Here is a 16,089-nt window from a genome sequence, read left to right on the forward strand (position 1 = left end):
AACTTATGGGAAGATCTCAACCCAAGGTGAGTTTTGCCTCCAGCGCCGCCACCCCATTCACAATCGCCGCCCGCTCTTCCGTACCAAGCCTCGCCAGCAACTGCCGTTCAAAGGCTTTCGCCAGCGGCACCATCTCGCGATAGGCGGCCAGTCCCGCCTTGGTCAGCGCCAAATGCTCCACACGCCGATCATTCTCGTCCGGCGTGCGCGTCAGCCAGCGCCGCCGCTCAAGCTCCGCCACCGCCCGCGAAACCTTGGTCTTGTGCATGGCCGACTGCTCGCCGAGCGCCGTCGCGGTCATCGTGCCGCGCTGTCCGAGCCCAGAGAGTGTGCGCCATTCCGGCCGCGTCAGACCGTGACGGTCGCGGTAGATTTTTGAAAATTCTCGGCTGACAGCGTCGGCCAGCCGGTAAAGCCGGTAGGGCAGGAAATTTTCGAGTTCGAGGGTTTCCATATGCGCACCGTGGATGCGGCATCAGCCGTTGATAGTTACATTTTCGATGGTTACAAATGAAACCAGTTTGGTCAACATCGCCGGCAGGCCGCGCTTCGCGGCGGTCGGGATCAGGGAGGATCGGATGGAATTTTCCTACATGCCGGGCTTCGGCAATGATTTTGAGACCGAAACGCTGCCCGGCTCGCTGCCGCAAGGGCGCAATTCCCCGCAGCGGCCGGCTTACGGACTTTATGCCGAGCAGCTCTCGGGCTCGCCCTTCACCGCCCCGCGCGGCACCAATGAGCGCTCCTGGCTCTACCGCATCCGGCCGAGCGTAAAACACACCGGCCGCTTCAAGGCGGCGAGCTATCCCCTGTGGAAGACCGCTCCCAATGTCGGCGACCACGAGCTGGCGCTCGGCCAGTACCGCTGGAACCCGGTGCCGATGCCGAAGGAGCCGACCGATTTCATTCAAGGGATGCGCACCATCACCACCGCCGGCGACGTGCTGGGCCAAAGCGGCATGGCGGCGCATGTCTATGTCGCCAACCGCTCGATGGTCGACGATCATTTCTTCAACGCCGACGGCGAGTTGCTGGTCGTCCCCCAGGTCGGCGCCTTGCGCTTCGTCACCGAGATGGGCGTCATCGAGCTGCGGCCCGGCGAGATCGCCGTTTTGCCGCGCGGGCTGGTGTTCAAGGTCGAGCTCATCGACAAGGAAGTGCGCGGCTATGTCTGCGAAAACTATGGTGCCAAGCTGACGCTGCCCGACCGCGGTCCGATCGGCGCCAATTGCCTCGCCAATCCGCGCGACTTCAAGACGCCCAGCGCCTGGTTCGAGGAGAAGGAGACGCCGTGCCGGCTGACGGTGAAATGGTGCGGCAATTTCCATGTCACCGAGATTGGCCATTCGCCGCTCGACGTCGTCGCCTGGCACGGCAACTACGCGCCCTACAAGTATGATCTGGCGACGTTTTCTCCGGTCGGCGCCATCCTGTTCGACCATCCCGATCCGTCGATCTTCACCGTGCTGACGGCGCCGAGCGGCGAGGAAGGCACTGCCAACATCGACTTCGTCATCTTTCCGCCGCGCTGGCTGGTGGCGGAGGATACGTTCCGGCCGCCCTGGTACCACCGCAACATCATGAGCGAGTTCATGGGCCTGATCCACGGCCAGTATGACGCCAAGGAGGAAGGTTTCGTGCCCGGCGGCATCAGCCTGCACAATCTGATGCTGGCCCACGGCCCAGACGCGCCTGGCTTCGAAAAGGCCTCGCGCTCCGAGCTGAAACCGGTCAAGCTCGACAACACCATGGCCTTCATGTTCGAGACCCGATTCCCGCAAATGCTCACCCGCTACGGCGCCGAGCTTGAAACAAGGCAGGACAATTACATCGATTGCTGGACCGATCTGAAGAAGCGTTTCAACGGCACGCCGGAGGGCGACTGGTCTTGAGATCAGCCCGATGAACGACCGGCTGGTGCTTCTCGGCTCCAAGGGCGGCCCGGCGCTGCGGCCGGGCGGGCCGTGGCCGAGTTCGTCGCTGCTGGAACTGGGCGGGCGAACCATCGTCGTCGATTGCGGGCTCGGCGTCACGCGCGGCCTGGTCGATTCCGCCGTCAGCCTGAAGGCGCTCGACCTGGTCTTCATCACCCATCTGCATTCCGACCATGTGCTGGAACTGGGTCCGTTGCTCCACACCGCCTGGACCGCCGGCCTCGCCAGCCCGGTGACGCTGTTCGGACCGCCCGGCACCGGCCAATACTGGCGCCGCTTCTGCCAGGCGATGGAGTTCGACATTGAAATTCGCATCGTCGATGAGGGCAGGCCGGACATTCGCGAAATGGCTTCGATCGTGGAATTCGGCGAGGGCGAGATTTTTGCGCAGCGCGGCCTGAAGGTCTCGGCACTGCGCGTCGACCATCCGCCGGTCACGGACTGTTTCGCGCTGCGTTTCGACCACGCTGGCAAAAGCATCGTCTTCTCGGCCGACACAGCCTTCTTTCCGCCGCTCGCAGGCTTTGCCCGAAATGCCGACATTCTCGTCCATGAGGCCATGCTGGAAGAAGGCATCGAGCGGCTGGTCGCCAGGACCGGCAACGGGGCGCGGCTGAAAGAGCATCTGCTTGCCAGCCACTCATTTGCCGAGCAGGCAGGTCGCATCGCCAGCGATGCCGGGGTGAAGAGGCTGGTGCTCAACCACCTCATTCCGGCCGATGATGCCGCGATCGGCGAGGCCGACTGGGAGGCGGCCGTCAGGAAATCGTGGGCGGGTGACTTGACGATTGCCCGCGACGGCCTTGTTGTGAACTTAGACGGCGCCAAAGCCGCATCAGGAGAGGAAACCGCATGAAGCTTGCCACATTGAGGGACGGGACGCGCGACGGAAAGCTTGTCGTCGTCTCGCGCGACCTGACGCGCTTCACCGACGCCTCGTTCCTGGCGCGCACGCTGCAGGCGGCACTCGACGACTGGCAGCGGATTTCGCCGCACCTGGCGACGATCGCCGAATCGCTGGAGAACAATGCGGTGCCGTCGGCACGCTTCCATGAGCATGACGCCCATTCGCCGCTGCCGCGCGCCTATCAATGGGCCGATGGTTCTGCCTATGTGAACCACGTCGAGCTGGTGCGCAAAGCCCGCGGCGCCGAGATGCCGGCAAGCTTCTGGACCGATCCGCTGATCTATCAGGGTGGCTCGGATTCCTTTATCGCGCCGCGCGATCCGATCCGCGCGGCGGACGAAGCCTTCGGCATCGACATGGAGGCGGAGGTCGCCGTCGTCGTCGACGATGTGCCGATGGGCGCCAGCCTCGACCAGGCGCGCGCTGCGATCCGGCTGGTCATGCTGGTCAATGATGTGACGCTGCGCGCGCTCACCGGACCCGAACTCGCCAAGGGGTTTGGCTTCTTCCAGTCGAAGCCGTCCTCGGCTTTTTCGCCGGTGGCGGTGACGCCGGACGAACTCGGCGACGCCTGGGATGGCGGCAAGGTCAACCTGCCTCTGCTCGCCGACGTCAACGGCAAGCCGTTCGGCCGTGCCAATGCCGGCGTCGACATGACCTTCGACTTCCCGGCGCTGATTGCCCATGCCGCAAAGACACGGCCGCTGGTTGCCGGCACCATCATCGGCTCCGGCACCGTCTCCAACAAGCTGGATGGCGGGCCGGGCAAACCGGTGGCGGCCGGCGGCGCCGGCTATTCCTGCATCGCTGAACTGCGCATGATCGAGACCATTGAGTCTGGCGAGCCCAAGACGCCGTTCCTGCGCTTTGGCGATACGGTGCGTATCGAGATGAAGAATAAAAGCGGAAACTCGATCTTCGGCGCCATCGAGCAGAAGGTCGAGAAGTCCCAGGCATAAGAGGGGGCAATGCAATGACGGGCGAGGCGTTCTACCTGCTGGCCGGCGTCTGGGCGTTGGCCATTCTGATGGTCTTCATCCAGGCGATCCGGCTGAGCTACCGCATCGAGGCGCGCTCGCCCGATCTGACCAACCGCAGCGGCTACCCGCGCAAGGCGATGATGTTCCACACCATCACCAACACCAATGTGGCGCGGGACGAGGAGACGCAGGCGACGCGGCGGCGCATGAACCGGCTTTTGCTGATTGTTGTCGCCGGCTTCGCGGTGATGGCGGCTGGCATTGGCCTGATCAGACGAATGAACGCGTGACCCTGCTCGAGCATTTCAGCCGCATGGCCGGCAACAATCTCTGGTCGAACGACCGGCTCTATCGCGCCGTGCTGCAGCTAAAGCCCGGCGAATTCGGAGCCGAACGCACAAGCTTCTTCCCGTCGATCAAGGCGACGCTCAACCACATCCTTGCGGTCGATCATCTCTATCTCGATTTTCTGGAGGAGGGCGGCGTCGGCGCGGCCGCTTATGACGACTACGTGCCGTTCGATGAGCCGCAGGCACTGTTTGCTGCCCAGACCGCGGCCGACAGGCGGCTGATCGCCTTTTGCGACGGCCTGTCGGAGGACGATCTCGACCGCCGCGTCATCACCGACCGGCGAGAGGACGGCATGATCCCGGAAAAGATCGGCGACATCCTCGGTCATGTCTTCCTGCACGACATCCACCATCGCGGCCAGGTGCACGCGATGCTCTCCGGCACGTCAGTCGCGCCGCCGCAACTGGACGAGTTCTTGCTCGATTATGATTTGAAGGTGAGGAGGGAAGAGGTCGTGCGGCTGGGCCTCTGACCTTTATCTGGTGTACTCGTTCCATTCAGGGCCGAGTTTGTCGAAATCGTCAGAAATCCAAATCTTGCCCTTCAGGGCACCTATGCGCGACAACAAGTCTTCTCGAACTGGTGGCACGAGCCGCGCCGCGATCTTGCCGTGATGAGTGATGACTATCTCCTCGCCGGCCTCCGCGCGGCCGACGAGTTCCGATAGTTTGGCCTTTGCTTCGGTTATGGAGACGTTCACGGCTTGACCCTTGTGATCGAAATTTAGATCAAAGCCGATCGAGCCGCAAACGGGGTTTCAGGCCGCTTTCCCGTCGACCTTGATCACGCCGCGCTTGATCTGGTCCTGCTCGATCGACTCGAACAGCGCGCGGAAATTGCCTTCGCCAAAACCTTCGTCGCCCTTCCTCTGGATGAATTCGAAGAAGATCGGGCCGATCACGGTTTTGGAGAATATCTGCAGCAGGATCTTGGTCATGCCGCCGTCGACCACGCCTTCGCCGTCGATCAGGATGCCGTGCTTCTTCATCCGCTCGATCGGCTCGTCATGCCCGTTCACCCTGTTGTACGACATGTCGTAGTAGGTCTCCGGCGGACCGGGCATGAACTTCAGCCCATTGTCGGCAAGCTTGTCGGTGGCGGCGTAGATCTCGTCGGTGCCGACAGCGATATGCTGGATGCCTTCGCCATTGTACTTCTTCAGATACTCGGCGATCTGGCTGGTGTCGTCCTTGGACTCGTTCAGCGGGATACGGATCTTGCCGCAGGGCGAGGTGATGGCGCGGCTGACCAGGCCGGTGATCTTGCCGTCGATGTCGAAGAAATGGATCTGCTTGAAGCCGAACAGTTCGCGATAAAAGTCCCACCATTTGTCCATCTGGCCGCGATAGACATTGTGGGTGAGGTGGTCGAGGAAATAGAAGCCGACGCCTTGCGGCCGCGGGTCGCGTTCGCCCAGCCACTCGAACTCGGCATCATAGGCCGAGCCCTTCTTGCCATAGGCTTCGATGAAATAGAGCAGCGAGCCGCCAATGCCGACAATGGCCGGCACGTCGAGCGCCTTGTCGTTGCCGTCGTAGGGCGTGGCGCCTTTCGATACCGCATGCTCGAACGCATGCTTTGCATCGACCACGCGCCAGGCCATCGAGGCGGCGCAGGGGCCGTGCTTGTCGACGAATTTCATCGCATGCGAGCCGGGCTCGGCATTGACCACATAGTTGATGTCGCCTTGGCGCCAGACGGTGATGTCCTTCGTGCGATGCTTGGCCACCGCGACATAGCCCATGCGGGTGAACAGCTCGGCGAGCTTCTGCGGCTCCGCATGGGCGAACTCGACGAACTCGAAACCGTCGGTGCCGGCGGGGTTTTCCTTGCTGATCTTGGCGGGCGGTGCGTCGTGCGGGAAGGGACCCATGGCATTCCTCCAAACGGATGGTGGCCGCATCGGACCACAAGATGACGCATGATAGCGCGGAGCGGCCGCACGGTGCTTGCATTCAAACGCTTGAAATGATCATCTCGTGCGTAATTCATGCATGATTGGGGATAAATCCATGGATGACGCGCGCATAGACCAATTCGACCGCAAGATAATGGCTCTCTTGCAGGGCGACGCGCGGCTTACCAACAACGACCTCTCGGAACGCGTGAACCTGTCGGCATCGCAATGCTCGCGCCGCCGCCAGCGGCTGGAGGAAGACGGCTTCATCAAGGGCTATCGGGCCGTGCTCGACCGCGACAAGCTTGGATTCTCGCTGGTCAATGTCATCTCGGTGACGCTCGCCACCCATAACCGCGACAATGCCAGGCGCTTCGGCGAGCTGCTGGCGCGGCTGCCGGAGGTGCAGGAGGCGCACGCGCTGACCGGCGAGATGGATTATATCTTGAAGGTGGTGACGCCCGATCTGAAATCATTGTCGGAATTCGTCAACGGTGTGCTCCTGCCGCACGAATCCGTGCAGCATGTGAAGACGGCGATCGTGTTGGAGACGCTGAAGGAGACCGGCGCGCTACCGATCTAGTTTGAGAGAGTTTCAGTTGATACGTCGGCGGGACAGCACCCCTCTCTGGCCTGCCGGCCATCTCCCCCGCAAGGAGGAGATCAGCAGCTTAGTCCAGCGCTCATCCTGCAACGTCGGCGATTGGCGAAGAGCGAAGGCGACATCCGATCTCCCCCCTTGCGGGGGAGATGTCCGGCAGGACAGAGGGGGGTGTGAGGGATCGCCAGCGCCTCAGGATGCTCACCCCTTGGACTGCTGAATCAGCCCGTAGAGATTGGTGCAGCGCGCGCCGGAGCGGCAATAGGCAAACACCGGGCCTTCGAGCGCGTCGAGCGCTTCGGCCTGATCTTCGACATTCTCGGCCGTGATCTGGCCGCTGATCACCGGGATGTAACGGAAGGCCAGCCCCGCGGCTTCGACCGCCTCCTTGACGCTGTCGGCCGAAGGCTGGTCGGGCTGCTCGTCATCCGGCCGGTTGCAGATCACGCTCTTGAAACCGGCTTCCTTGATGGCGGCGGCATCTTCGGGCTGGATCTGGCCCGAGACCGAATAGTCGTCGCTGATTTCGCGATATTCCATGGCTCTCATCCTCGCAATCTGGTTTGGCGCGAAGTCTTGCCACTCTCACACGAGGTCGGCAATCCGCGCCGGAAAGAAATCCCTCGGCGCAGATAGACATTTGCGGCCCAAGATCCAACCCAGGCTCAAGAGGTTTCGCGCTGTTGGCCTTGCCCGGAGGCGGCAGCGACTCTAAACAGGCGCACCGACAAACGAAGGAACCATCCCATGAGCATTCGTCGCATCGATGTTGGCCCGCGCATGAGCCAGATCGTCATCCACGGCAACACCGTCTATCTCGCCGGCCAGGTCGGAACGCCCGGCGCCAGCGTTGGCGAACAGACCAGGTCGATCCTCGCATCTATCGACGAACTGCTGGCCAAGGCCGGCACCGACAAGACCAAGATCCTGCAGGCGATCATCTGGCTGGCCGATATGGGCACCTTCGCCGAGATGAACAAGGAATGGGACAAGTGGGTCCCGCAAGGCAACACGCCCGCCCGCGCCACGGGTGAGGCCAAGCTTGCAGGGCCGGAATACACCGTCGAGATTATCGTTACGGCGGCGATTTAAAGTGCAGCCTTCTACCTCCCCCTTGTGGGGAGGTCGGACCGAAGGTCCGGGTGGGGGGCTGGCGCCGNAAGATCGCGGTGTTCGATTTGTAGACCCCCACCCCGCTGCCTCGCAGCGACCCTCCCCACAAGGGGGAGGGTAAAGGAGCTACCCCTGCGAAGGCCTGAACCGCGCCACCAGCGTGTGGCTCTCCGCGGCGTAGGTGAACCTCACCTGCGTCACCGGGTGCTCGGCGCTCCAGGTTCGGCGCTCGACTACCAGGCAGGGCGCGCCGGTTGCGACGTCGAGGGCTTCGGCAATACGCCTGTCGGCCGCCACCGCGCGGATGCGGTGCTCGGCCTCACTCCATGGCACGCGGCCGATCAGCCAAGGGCCGGGGGCGATGTCGAGAAACTCCTCCTCGGCGGCTTCCGCGACGGCGGCGAGATTGATCAGCCGCTGTTCGTGCGCGAACGGCCGCTTGCCGGCGAAATGCCGGCATTCAAGCGCCAGCACCTGTCCGGCTGCGTCCAGTTCCAGCAAGGCGCGATCCTCGGCGCTGCTGCGCCTTTTCTGCCGCGCCAAGCGCTCGTAACGATAAGCCAGGCCAAGCGACTCAACCTCGATCCTGATGTCGTGGATTTCCAGCACCGCGGCCTGCGACTGCGGCTGGCGGACAAAGCTGCCCGAACGGCGGCGGCGCTCTATCAGCCCGGCCTTGGCCAGCTGCGACAGCGCCTTGTTCACCGTCATGCGCGAGCAATTGTATTCGGCCGTCAACTCGTGCTCGAACGGGATACGGTGACCCGGCGCCCAGGCGCCGGACATTATTTTCTCGCTGATGTCGGACAGGATGCGCTGGTGCAGCGAACCGCCGCCTTCCACCGCCGCTGTCTCTGATATGCTCATGCCGAAAGCGCCGTCATCACATGGCGAAAGCGCTCGGCGATCGTCTCACGCGCTGCATGCCGGCCGCCGCTGACCTGTTTTTTTCCGTGCACCCAGACGCAATCGACCTTGCCGCCATTGGCAAAGATCCAGGCGTCGAGGATCTCATCGCCACTTTTTCCGGCCAGCGAAGGATGGTTTTCGTCGAGGGAGACGAAATCAGCCGCGGCGCCGGCGGCGATCCGCGACGGGCCGGCGCCGAGTGCGGTGCTGCCGCCATCGAGGGCGGCGTCGAACAGAGCCCGCCCGGTCGAGCCGCCGGCCACCGCCAGCACATTGCGGGCGCGGTGTGCGAGGCGCTGCGAATATTCGAGCTGGCGCAATTCATCCGGCAGGCCGATCAGCACGTTGGAATCCGAGCCGACGCCGAAGCGGCCGCCATGTTCGATGAACAGAGGTGCTGAAAAGGTGCCGTCGCCGAGATTGGCCTCGGTGATCGGGCAAAGCCCGGCAATGGCGCCGCTTCTGGCCATGCCGGATGTCTCAGCCTCGGTCATGTGGGTGGCGTGAATCAGGCACCAACGCTTGTCGATCCCGGCATTGGCGAGCAGCCATTCGACCGGTCGCGCACCCGACCACGCCAGGCAATCCTCGACCTCCTTCACCTGCTCGGCGACATGGATGTGGATCGGTCCGTCCGGCGCAATGGCGGCAACAGCGCTGAGTTCCTCCGGCGCCGCGGCGCGCAGGCTGTGCGGGGCGACGCCGACGACAGCCTGATTCAACGCACGAACCGATTCGCGGCTTTTCTCAAGCAAGCGTTCGAACCGATTCACATCGTTGATGAATCGCCGCTGGCCTTCGTTGGGCGCAGCGCCGCCGAAGGAAGAATGGGCATAAAACACCGGCAGCAGCGTCAGGCCGATACCGGTCTCGCCAGCCGCAGCGGCAATGCGCTCGGCCATCTCGGCAAGGTTGGCGTAGGGTTTTCCGTCACGATCGTGATGGAGATAATGAAACTCGCCGACGCGCGAGAACCCGGCCTCCAGCATCTCGACGTAAAGCTGTGCGGCGACCGCCTCGACCTGGTCCGGCGTCATCGACAGCGCGAAGCGGTACATCACCTCGCGCCAGCTCCAGAAGCTGTCGGCGGAGGGACCGCGCAGTTCGGCAAGCCCGGCCATGCCGCGCTGGAAGGCGTGGCTGTGCAGGTTCGGCATGCCGGGGACCAGAATGGCGTGGCGTTCGTCACCGCTCCGCGGCGACGTGTCGACTTCGACGGTTGCGATGCGACCGTCCGTGACGACGATCCGCACCTTGTCATGCCAGCCATCGGTCAGCAGCGCCTGTTCCGCAAAGATCGCCGTCACGTTTTTCTCCGAATTCCATAAACAATGCACTTGCAGCGCGTTTCAATATGTATATACATAATCGCCATCCAAGCAACGGAAAAAGATGATGGCGGCACAAGACAAAAGCCGGGCAGGGGGCCTTCAGCTTTGGCGTGATGCGCGCCTGGCAACCATGGCCGAAGGCGTTGCCGGACTTGGCATCGTCGAAAAGGGCGCGATCGTCTCCCGTGACGGCATCATCGTCTATGCCGGCCCGGAAGCCGACATGCCGTCAGCGTTGGCTCAGGGCGGCGAGACTACCGATTGCGAAGGCCGCTGGATCACGCCCGGCCTGATCGACTGCCACACCCATCTCGTCCATGCCGGCAACCGTGCCAACGAGTTCGAGATGCGGCTGGCCGGCGCCACCTATGAAGAAGTCGCCCGTGCCGGCGGCGGCATCGTCTCCTCGGTCGAATCCCTGCGTGCCGCGAGCGAAGACGCACTGGTTGCGCAGACGCTGCCACGCCTCGATGCGCTGATGGCCGAGGGCGTCACCACGGTAGAGGTAAAGTCGGGTTACGGGCTCGATCTCGAACATGAACAGAAGTCGCTTCGCGCCGCGCGGCAGCTGGACAAGCAACGCCCGGTCACGGTCCGCACCACCTTCCTCGGCGCGCATGCGCTGCCGCCGGAAGCAAAAGGCGACAAGGACGCTTTTGTCGATCTCGTCGCCAACACGATCCTGCCCGCAATCGCCGCCGGGGGCCTGGCTGACGCCGTAGACGGCTTTTGCGAGGGCATTGCCTTTTCGCCGGAACAGATTGCCCGCGTCTTCGACAAGGCCAAGGCGCTTGGCCTGCCGGTCAAACTCCATGCCGACCAGCTGTCGAACCTGCATGGCGCCGAACTCGCCGCCCGCTATGGCGCGCTGTCGGCCGACCATCTCGAATACACCGACGAGGCCGGCGCCGCAGCGATGGCCAAGGCCGGCACCGTGGCGACCATCCTGCCCGGCGCCTATTATTTCATCCGCGAAACCAGGAAGCCGCCGGTCGGCCTGTTCCGCCAGCACGGCGTCAAGATGGCGGTCGCCACCGACAACAATCCCGGGACGTCGCCGCTGACCTCGCTGTTGCTGACCATGAACATGGCAGCGACGCTTTTCGGCCTGACCGTCGAGGAATGCCTGGCCGGCACCACTCGCGAGGCTGCCCGCGCGCTTGGGCTGCTTGGCAAGACCGGCACGCTTGAGGCAGGAAAATCCGCCGACCTGGCGATCTGGGACATCGAGCGTCCGGCCGAACTCGTCTACCGCATGGGCTTCAACCCGCTCCATGCCCGCATCTGGAGAGGACAATGACCGAACTTAACCTGAAGCCCGGCAATGCGACGCTGGCCGACTGGCGCGCTATCTATCGTGGCGCCATGCCGAAGCTCGACGCCTCCTGCCGGCCAAAAATCAAGGCCAGCGCCGAGGCAGTCGCCCGCATCGTCGCCAAGGGTGAGCCGGTCTACGGCATCAACACCGGCTTCGGCAAACTGGCCAGCGTCCGCATTCCGGCCGAGGATCTAGAGACCCTGCAACGCAACATCGTTTTGTCGCATGCCGCCGGTGTCGGCGAGCCGATGCCGGTTTCGGTGGTTCGGCTGATGATGGCGCTGAAGCTCGCCAGCCTTGCGCAGGGCGCGTCGGGCGTACGGCCGCAAACCATCGAGTTGCTGGAAGCGATGCTGGCCAACGACGTCATCCCCATGGTGCCGGCGCAGGGCTCGGTCGGCGCCTCCGGCGATCTCGCGCCGCTGTCGCACATGACGGCGGTGATGATCGGCGTCGGCGAATGCTTTACACCGCATGGCCGCTTCCCGGCCAAGGTCGCTTTCGTCTCGCACGGCCTGGAGCCCGTGACGCTCGGCGCCAAGGAAGGTCTGGCGCTGCTCAACGGCACGCAGTTTTCCACCGCCTACGCGCTGGCCGCTCTGTTCGAGGCCGAAGTGCTGTATCAGTCGGCGCTGGTCGCCGGGGCGCTGTCGACCGACGCTGCCAAGGGCTCGGACGCGCCCTTCGATCGGCGCATCCATCTCCTGCGCAAACATCCCGGCCAGATCGAGACGGCGGAAGCGCTGCGCAACCTGATGGCCGGCAGCGCCATTCGTGAATCGCACCGCGTCGGCGATGAGCGCGTGCAGGATCCGTACTGCCTGCGCTGCCAGCCGCAGGTGATGGGTGCGGCGCTCAACGTGCTGCGCCAGGCCGCCGATACGCTCGGCACCGAGGCCAATGGCGTCACCGACAATCCGCTGATCTTCGCCGAGGACGATACTGCGCTTTCAGGCGGCAATTTCCACGCCGAGCCGGTGGCTTTCGCCGCCGACATGATCGCGCTCGCCGTCTGCGAGATCGGCTCGCTGTCGGAACGCCGCATCGCCATGCTGGTCGACCCAGCACTCTCCGGCATGCCGGCCTTCCTGACGCCGAAGCCCGGCCTGAACTCCGGCTTCATGATCCCGCAGGTGACGGCGGCGGCACTCGTTTCCGAAAACAAGCAGAAGGCCTATCCGGCAAGCGTCGATTCCATCCCGACCTCGGCCAACCAGGAAGACCATGTCTCGATGGCCGCACACGGCGCGCGCCGGCTGATCGGCATGGTCGAGAATGCGACAGCCGTCATCGGCATAGAACTCCTGGCCGCCGCGCAGGGCTGCGATTTCCATGCACCGCTGGCATCGAGCGTAGCCCTTGAAGCCGTGCGCAAACTGGTCCGAGCAGAAGTGCCGCATCTCGACAATGACCGACATTTCCATCCCGATATGGAAAAAGCCATCGCCATGGTGCGCAGCGGCGCTGCCATCAAGGCTGCGAGCGCGGTGACATTGCCTTCGATCTCGGGAGTCTGACATGACCGACTGGCTGACAGTGACGGAAGGCACGGCACCCCTGTTGGTGTCCATCCCGCACACGGGTATCGATCTCGCCGGCATCGACAATCGGCTGGTCTCGCCCTGGCTCGGCCGCCGCGATTGCGACTGGTGGATCGACAATCTCTACGATTTTGCCGCCGGCCTTGGCGCGACTGTCGTGCACACGTCGATCTCGCGCACCGTCATCGACGTCAACCGCGATCCCTCCGGCGCCTCGCTCTATCCCGGGCAGACGACAACGACGCTATGCCCGACCGAGACCTTCGACGGCGATCCGCTGTATCTGCCCGGCGCGGAACCGACGCCGTCGGAGATAGACCAGCGCCGCATAGCGTATTTCGTGCCCTACCATGAAATGCTGGCGGCCCAGGCCGTCAGGCTGCGCGGCCTGCATGAGAAGGTCGTCATTTACGATTGCCACTCGATCCGTTCGGTGCTGCCGCGGCTGTTCTATGGCACGCTGCCGGTGTTCAATCTCGGCACCAATGACGGCCAGACCGCGGACCCAATGCTTCAGGCGCTGGTCGGCCAGATCATGGCCGAAAGCGGTGAAAGCAATGTCATCAACGGTCGTTTCAAGGGCGGCTGGATCACCCGCTATTTCGGCAATCCGCCAGGCGGCTACCATGCGCTGCAAATGGAACTTGCCGATCGCGGCTATTTGCGCGAGCCCGAGGGCAAGGGCGAACCGGACAATTGGCCGGTGCCTTATGATGCCGAGTTCGCCGCGCCGATGCGCGCCACACTGACGAAAATCCTCCAATCCGCCATTGACTGGGCCGGGCGCTGAGACGCCGCCTTACTCCAAAGGGACAATGATGAACAATCCTCGCCACAACATCCGCGAAGTGCGCGCGCCCCGCGGCGACAAGCTCAACGCCAAATACTGGACGACCGAAGCGCCGCTGCGCATGCTGATGAACAACCTCGATCCCGATGTCGCCGAAAACCCCAATGAGCTCGTCGTCTATGGCGGCATCGGCCGGGCCGCGCGCACCTGGAACGATTTCGACAGCATCGTCGCCTCGTTGAAGACCCTCAATGAAGACGAGACGCTGCTGGTCCAGTCCGGCAAGCCGGTCGGCGTCTTCCGGACGCACACCGATGCGCCGCGCGTGCTGATCGCCAACTCCAACATCGTGCCGCATTGGGCGACCTGGGACAAATTCAACGAGCTCGATAAAAAAGGCCTGATGATGTACGGCCAGATGACGGCCGGCTCTTGGATCTATATCGGCACGCAAGGCATCGTGCAGGGCACTTACGAGACCTTCGTCGAAGCCGGCCGTCAGCACTACGATGGCAATCTTAGGGGCAAATGGATTCTGACCGGTGGCCTCGGCGGCATGGGCGGCGCCCAGCCGCTTGCCGCCGTCATGGCTGGCGCCTGCTGCCTGGCCATCGAATGCAACCCGGACTCGATCGATTTCCGGCTGCGCACCCGCTATGTCGACGAGAAGGCCGAGACGCTCGACGAAGCGATGGAAATGATCGAGCGCTGGACCAAGGCCGGCGAGGTGAAGTCGGTCGGCCTGCTCGGCAATGCGGCCGACATCGTGCCGGAAATGTTCAAGCGGGGCATCCGCCCCGACATGGTCACCGACCAGACCTCGGCGCATGACCCGATCAACGGCTACCTGCCCAAGGGCTGGACGATGGCTGAGTGGCGCGAGAAGCGCGTCTCCGATCCCAAGGCTGTCGAGAAGGCCGCCCGCGCCTCGATGCGCGAGCATGTCGAGGCGATGGTGGATTTCTGGAACGCCGGCGTGCCGACGCTCGACTATGGCAACAACATCCGCCAGGTCGCCAAGGACGAAGGCTTCGAGAACGCCTTTGCCTTCCCGGGTTTCGTGCCGGCCTATATAAGGCCGCTGTTCTGCCGTGGCATCGGCCCGTTCCGCTGGGCTGCTCTTTCGGGCGATCCCGAGGATATCTACAAGACGGACGCCAAGGTGCGCGAACTCACCCCCGGCAACACCCATCTGCACAACTGGCTGGACATGGCACGTGAGCGCATCGCCTTTCAGGGCCTGCCGGCGCGCATCTGCTGGGTCGGCCTCGGCGACCGCCACAGGCTGGGGCTCGCCTTCAACGAGATGGTGGCCAGGGGCGAACTCAAGGCGCCCGTCGTCATCGGCCGCGACCACCTCGATTCCGGCTCGGTGGCTTCGCCCAACCGCGAGACGGAAGCGATGAAGGACGGCTCCGACGCCGTCTCCGACTGGCCGCTGCTCAATGCGTTGCTCAACACCGCGTCGGGCGCAACCTGGGTGTCGCTGCATCATGGCGGTGGCGTCGGCATGGGCTTCTCGCAGCATGCCGGCATGGTCATCGTCGCCGACGGCACGCCGGACGCCGCAAGGCGCCTGCAGCGCGTGTTGTGGAACGATCCGGCGACAGGCGTCATGCGCCACGCCGATGCCGGCTACGACATCGCCATCGAGTGCGCGAAGGAGCACCAGCTCAATCTGCCCGGTATTTTAGGCTGATTGGCTTAAATGATGCGCATCCTACGGGCCGCCGACTACCGGGTCATGCCGTGGAAGAATGGCGGCGGCACGACCACCGAGATCGCCGTCTTGCCGGACGGCGCCGGCCTGGACGATTTCGACTGGCGCGTTTCGATGGCGCGAGTCGAGGATAGCGGGCCGTTCTCGGGCTTTGCCGGCGTCGACCGCACGCTGGCCGTGCTGGAAGGCGAGGGCATCGTCCTCGACATTGCTGGCCGGCGGCCGGCCGAAGTGACGGCGGCTTCCGCCCCGCTGTCCTTCCCGGCCGATGTGCCGACCACGGCCGCGCTGATCTCCGGTCCGATCACCGACCTCAACGTCATGACCCGCCGCGGGCGGGCAACGCACTCGGTCCAGCGCCTGGTGTTCTCGGTTCCGACCGATATCCGGCCGACCAGCGCTATGACCCTGATCCTGCCGTTCGACGGTGAGGTCGGCGTGACCGGCGCGACATCGTCGCGCCTTGGACCTCGCGACACGCTGTTGCTCGGACCGCAGGCCGCGAAACTGCGGCTTGAACCGGTGCGGCCGACGATCGTGTTCGTCGTCCGGATAGCCAGCCTGGGCTAGCCGCACCGCCAGCACAACGATTAACGCCTGTTGCCAAACATGATCGCACGCCGGAGAAATCTGGCGTAAGCTGTTGTCTGGATCACGAAAAAGCCCGAATCCTTCCGTCGTTCCAAGGCGGACGGGA

At 63.8% G+C, this 16,089-nt stretch carries 18 protein-coding genes; 12 read left to right on the plus strand and 6 right to left on the minus strand.

The features are described 5' to 3' along the window. Window positions 1-16 precede the first annotated feature (16 nt). Window positions 17-454: a MarR family transcriptional regulator gene (locus X733_RS143080; RefSeq protein WP_023724852.1), complete on the minus strand. Its 438-nt coding sequence runs from the start codon at window positions 452-454 to the stop codon at window positions 17-19. Between the two features lie 124 nt (window positions 455-578). Between X733_RS143080 and hmgA the strand changes: the two genes are divergently transcribed. From hmgA to X733_RS143055, 5 genes are read left to right on the plus strand one after another with little or no spacing between them, the layout of a single operon-like run. Next, a complete protein-coding gene (gene hmgA / locus X733_RS143075) occupies window positions 579-1,892 on the plus strand; it encodes a homogentisate 1,2-dioxygenase (RefSeq protein ID WP_023819554.1) in 1,314 nt (437 codons plus the stop codon). Between the two features lie 10 nt (window positions 1,893-1,902). Next, entirely contained in the window at window positions 1,903-2,790 is an 888-nt protein-coding gene (locus tag X733_RS143070) for an MBL fold metallo-hydrolase (RefSeq protein ID WP_023672914.1), read from the plus strand. Further along, a complete protein-coding gene (locus X733_RS143065) occupies window positions 2,787-3,800 on the plus strand; it encodes a fumarylacetoacetate hydrolase family protein (RefSeq protein WP_023805052.1) in 1,014 nt (337 codons plus the stop codon). The genes X733_RS143070 and X733_RS143065 overlap by 4 nt, the downstream gene beginning before the upstream one ends. A gap of 14 nt (window positions 3,801-3,814) precedes the next feature. After that, window positions 3,815-4,111 carry a hypothetical protein gene (locus X733_RS143060; protein WP_023689625.1) on the plus strand — a complete coding sequence of 99 codons (297 nt, stop codon included), beginning with the start codon at window positions 3,815-3,817 and terminating at the stop codon, window positions 4,109-4,111. Further along, complete coding sequence (locus X733_RS143055; RefSeq protein WP_023819555.1) at window positions 4,108-4,644, plus strand: DinB family protein; 537 nt, start codon at window positions 4,108-4,110, stop codon at window positions 4,642-4,644. The genes X733_RS143060 and X733_RS143055 overlap by 4 nt, the downstream gene beginning before the upstream one ends. A gap of 3 nt (window positions 4,645-4,647) precedes the next feature. On the opposite strand, the gene X733_RS143050 is transcribed toward X733_RS143055, so the two are convergent. Both X733_RS143050 and hppD read right to left on the minus strand, forming a co-directional pair. Beyond that, window positions 4,648-4,872: a type II toxin-antitoxin system Phd/YefM family antitoxin gene (locus X733_RS143050; protein ID WP_023672910.1), complete on the minus strand. Its 225-nt coding sequence runs from the start codon at window positions 4,870-4,872 to the stop codon at window positions 4,648-4,650. 57 nt (window positions 4,873-4,929) lie between these two features. Continuing rightward, window positions 4,930-6,045, minus strand: coding sequence for a 4-hydroxyphenylpyruvate dioxygenase (gene hppD / locus X733_RS143045; RefSeq protein ID WP_023819556.1), 1,116 nt, complete (start codon window positions 6,043-6,045; stop codon window positions 4,930-4,932). Between the two features lie 139 nt (window positions 6,046-6,184). Between hppD and X733_RS143040 the strand changes: the two genes are divergently transcribed. Beyond that, complete coding sequence (locus tag X733_RS143040) at window positions 6,185-6,652, plus strand: Lrp/AsnC family transcriptional regulator (RefSeq protein WP_023715237.1); 468 nt, start codon at window positions 6,185-6,187, stop codon at window positions 6,650-6,652. A 219-nt stretch (window positions 6,653-6,871) separates the two neighbouring features. Here the strand turns inward: X733_RS143040 and X733_RS143035 are convergent, their stop codons facing one another. Beyond that, window positions 6,872-7,210 (minus strand): TIGR01244 family sulfur transferase, encoded by a 339-nt coding sequence (locus X733_RS143035; RefSeq protein ID WP_023819557.1) that lies wholly within the window; start codon window positions 7,208-7,210, stop codon window positions 6,872-6,874. A gap of 207 nt (window positions 7,211-7,417) precedes the next feature. Between X733_RS143035 and X733_RS143030 the strand changes: the two genes are divergently transcribed. Continuing rightward, window positions 7,418-7,762 carry a RidA family protein gene (locus X733_RS143030; protein WP_023672906.1) on the plus strand — a complete coding sequence of 115 codons (345 nt, stop codon included), beginning with the start codon at window positions 7,418-7,420 and terminating at the stop codon, window positions 7,760-7,762. Between the two features lie 147 nt (window positions 7,763-7,909). Here X733_RS143030 and hutC read toward each other — a convergent pair whose 3' ends face one another. Next, entirely contained in the window at window positions 7,910-8,650 is a 741-nt protein-coding gene (gene hutC / locus X733_RS143025) for a histidine utilization repressor (protein WP_023819558.1), read from the minus strand. Beyond that, a complete protein-coding gene (locus X733_RS143020) occupies window positions 8,647-9,999 on the minus strand; it encodes a formimidoylglutamate deiminase (RefSeq protein WP_023819559.1) in 1,353 nt (450 codons plus the stop codon). The genes hutC and X733_RS143020 overlap by 4 nt, the downstream gene beginning before the upstream one ends. Window positions 10,000-10,087: 88 nt before the next feature. Between X733_RS143020 and hutI the strand changes: the two genes are divergently transcribed. From hutI to X733_RS142995, 5 genes are read left to right on the plus strand one after another with little or no spacing between them, the layout of a single operon-like run. Then, entirely contained in the window at window positions 10,088-11,323 is a 1,236-nt protein-coding gene (gene hutI, locus X733_RS143015; protein ID WP_023819560.1) for an imidazolonepropionase, read from the plus strand. Further along, window positions 11,320-12,858 (plus strand): histidine ammonia-lyase, encoded by a 1,539-nt coding sequence (hutH, locus tag X733_RS143010; protein ID WP_023819561.1) that lies wholly within the window; start codon window positions 11,320-11,322, stop codon window positions 12,856-12,858. The genes hutI and hutH overlap by 4 nt, the downstream gene beginning before the upstream one ends. Window position 12,859: 1 nt before the next feature. Further along, window positions 12,860-13,672, plus strand: coding sequence for an N-formylglutamate deformylase (hutG, locus tag X733_RS143005; protein WP_023819562.1), 813 nt, complete (start codon window positions 12,860-12,862; stop codon window positions 13,670-13,672). A gap of 28 nt (window positions 13,673-13,700) precedes the next feature. Next, window positions 13,701-15,371 (plus strand): urocanate hydratase, encoded by a 1,671-nt coding sequence (gene hutU, locus X733_RS143000; protein WP_023750482.1) that lies wholly within the window; start codon window positions 13,701-13,703, stop codon window positions 15,369-15,371. 12 nt (window positions 15,372-15,383) lie between these two features. Beyond that, a complete protein-coding gene (locus X733_RS142995) occupies window positions 15,384-15,962 on the plus strand; it encodes a HutD family protein (protein ID WP_023819563.1) in 579 nt (192 codons plus the stop codon). Window positions 15,963-16,089 lie beyond the last annotated feature (127 nt).

This window comes from Mesorhizobium sp. L2C066B000, assembly GCF_000502335.1.
In the GTDB taxonomy this organism is placed as follows: Bacteria; Pseudomonadota; Alphaproteobacteria; order Rhizobiales; family Rhizobiaceae; genus Mesorhizobium.

What these genes read in the sequence shown, in the direction of transcription:
- X733_RS143030 (WP_023672906.1), top strand. Translation starts at nt 7,418, where the DNA reads ATGAGCATTCGTCGCATCGATGTTGGCCCGCGCATGAGCCAGATCGTC.
- hutC (WP_023819558.1), bottom strand. Translation starts at nt 8,650, where the DNA reads ATGAGCATATCAGAGACAGCGGCGGTGGAAGGCGGCGGTTCGCTGCAC.
- X733_RS143060 (WP_023689625.1), top strand. Translation starts at nt 3,815, where the DNA reads ATGACGGGCGAGGCGTTCTACCTGCTGGCCGGCGTCTGGGCGTTGGCC.
- X733_RS142995 (WP_023819563.1), top strand. Translation starts at nt 15,384, where the DNA reads ATGCGCATCCTACGGGCCGCCGACTACCGGGTCATGCCGTGGAAGAAT.
- hutH (WP_023819561.1), top strand. Translation starts at nt 11,320, where the DNA reads ATGACCGAACTTAACCTGAAGCCCGGCAATGCGACGCTGGCCGACTGG.
- hutI (WP_023819560.1), top strand. Translation starts at nt 10,088, where the DNA reads ATGGCGGCACAAGACAAAAGCCGGGCAGGGGGCCTTCAGCTTTGGCGT.
- hmgA (WP_023819554.1), top strand. Translation starts at nt 579, where the DNA reads ATGGAATTTTCCTACATGCCGGGCTTCGGCAATGATTTTGAGACCGAA.
- X733_RS143080 (WP_023724852.1), bottom strand. Translation starts at nt 454, where the DNA reads ATGGAAACCCTCGAACTCGAAAATTTCCTGCCCTACCGGCTTTACCGG.
- hutG (WP_023819562.1), top strand. Translation starts at nt 12,860, where the DNA reads ATGACCGACTGGCTGACAGTGACGGAAGGCACGGCACCCCTGTTGGTG.
- X733_RS143065 (WP_023805052.1), top strand. Translation starts at nt 2,787, where the DNA reads ATGAAGCTTGCCACATTGAGGGACGGGACGCGCGACGGAAAGCTTGTC.
- hutU (WP_023750482.1), top strand. Translation starts at nt 13,701, where the DNA reads ATGAACAATCCTCGCCACAACATCCGCGAAGTGCGCGCGCCCCGCGGC.
- X733_RS143070 (WP_023672914.1), top strand. Translation starts at nt 1,903, where the DNA reads ATGAACGACCGGCTGGTGCTTCTCGGCTCCAAGGGCGGCCCGGCGCTG.
- X733_RS143035 (WP_023819557.1), bottom strand. Translation starts at nt 7,210, where the DNA reads ATGGAATATCGCGAAATCAGCGACGACTATTCGGTCTCGGGCCAGATC.
- hppD (WP_023819556.1), bottom strand. Translation starts at nt 6,045, where the DNA reads ATGGGTCCCTTCCCGCACGACGCACCGCCCGCCAAGATCAGCAAGGAA.
- X733_RS143040 (WP_023715237.1), top strand. Translation starts at nt 6,185, where the DNA reads ATGGATGACGCGCGCATAGACCAATTCGACCGCAAGATAATGGCTCTC.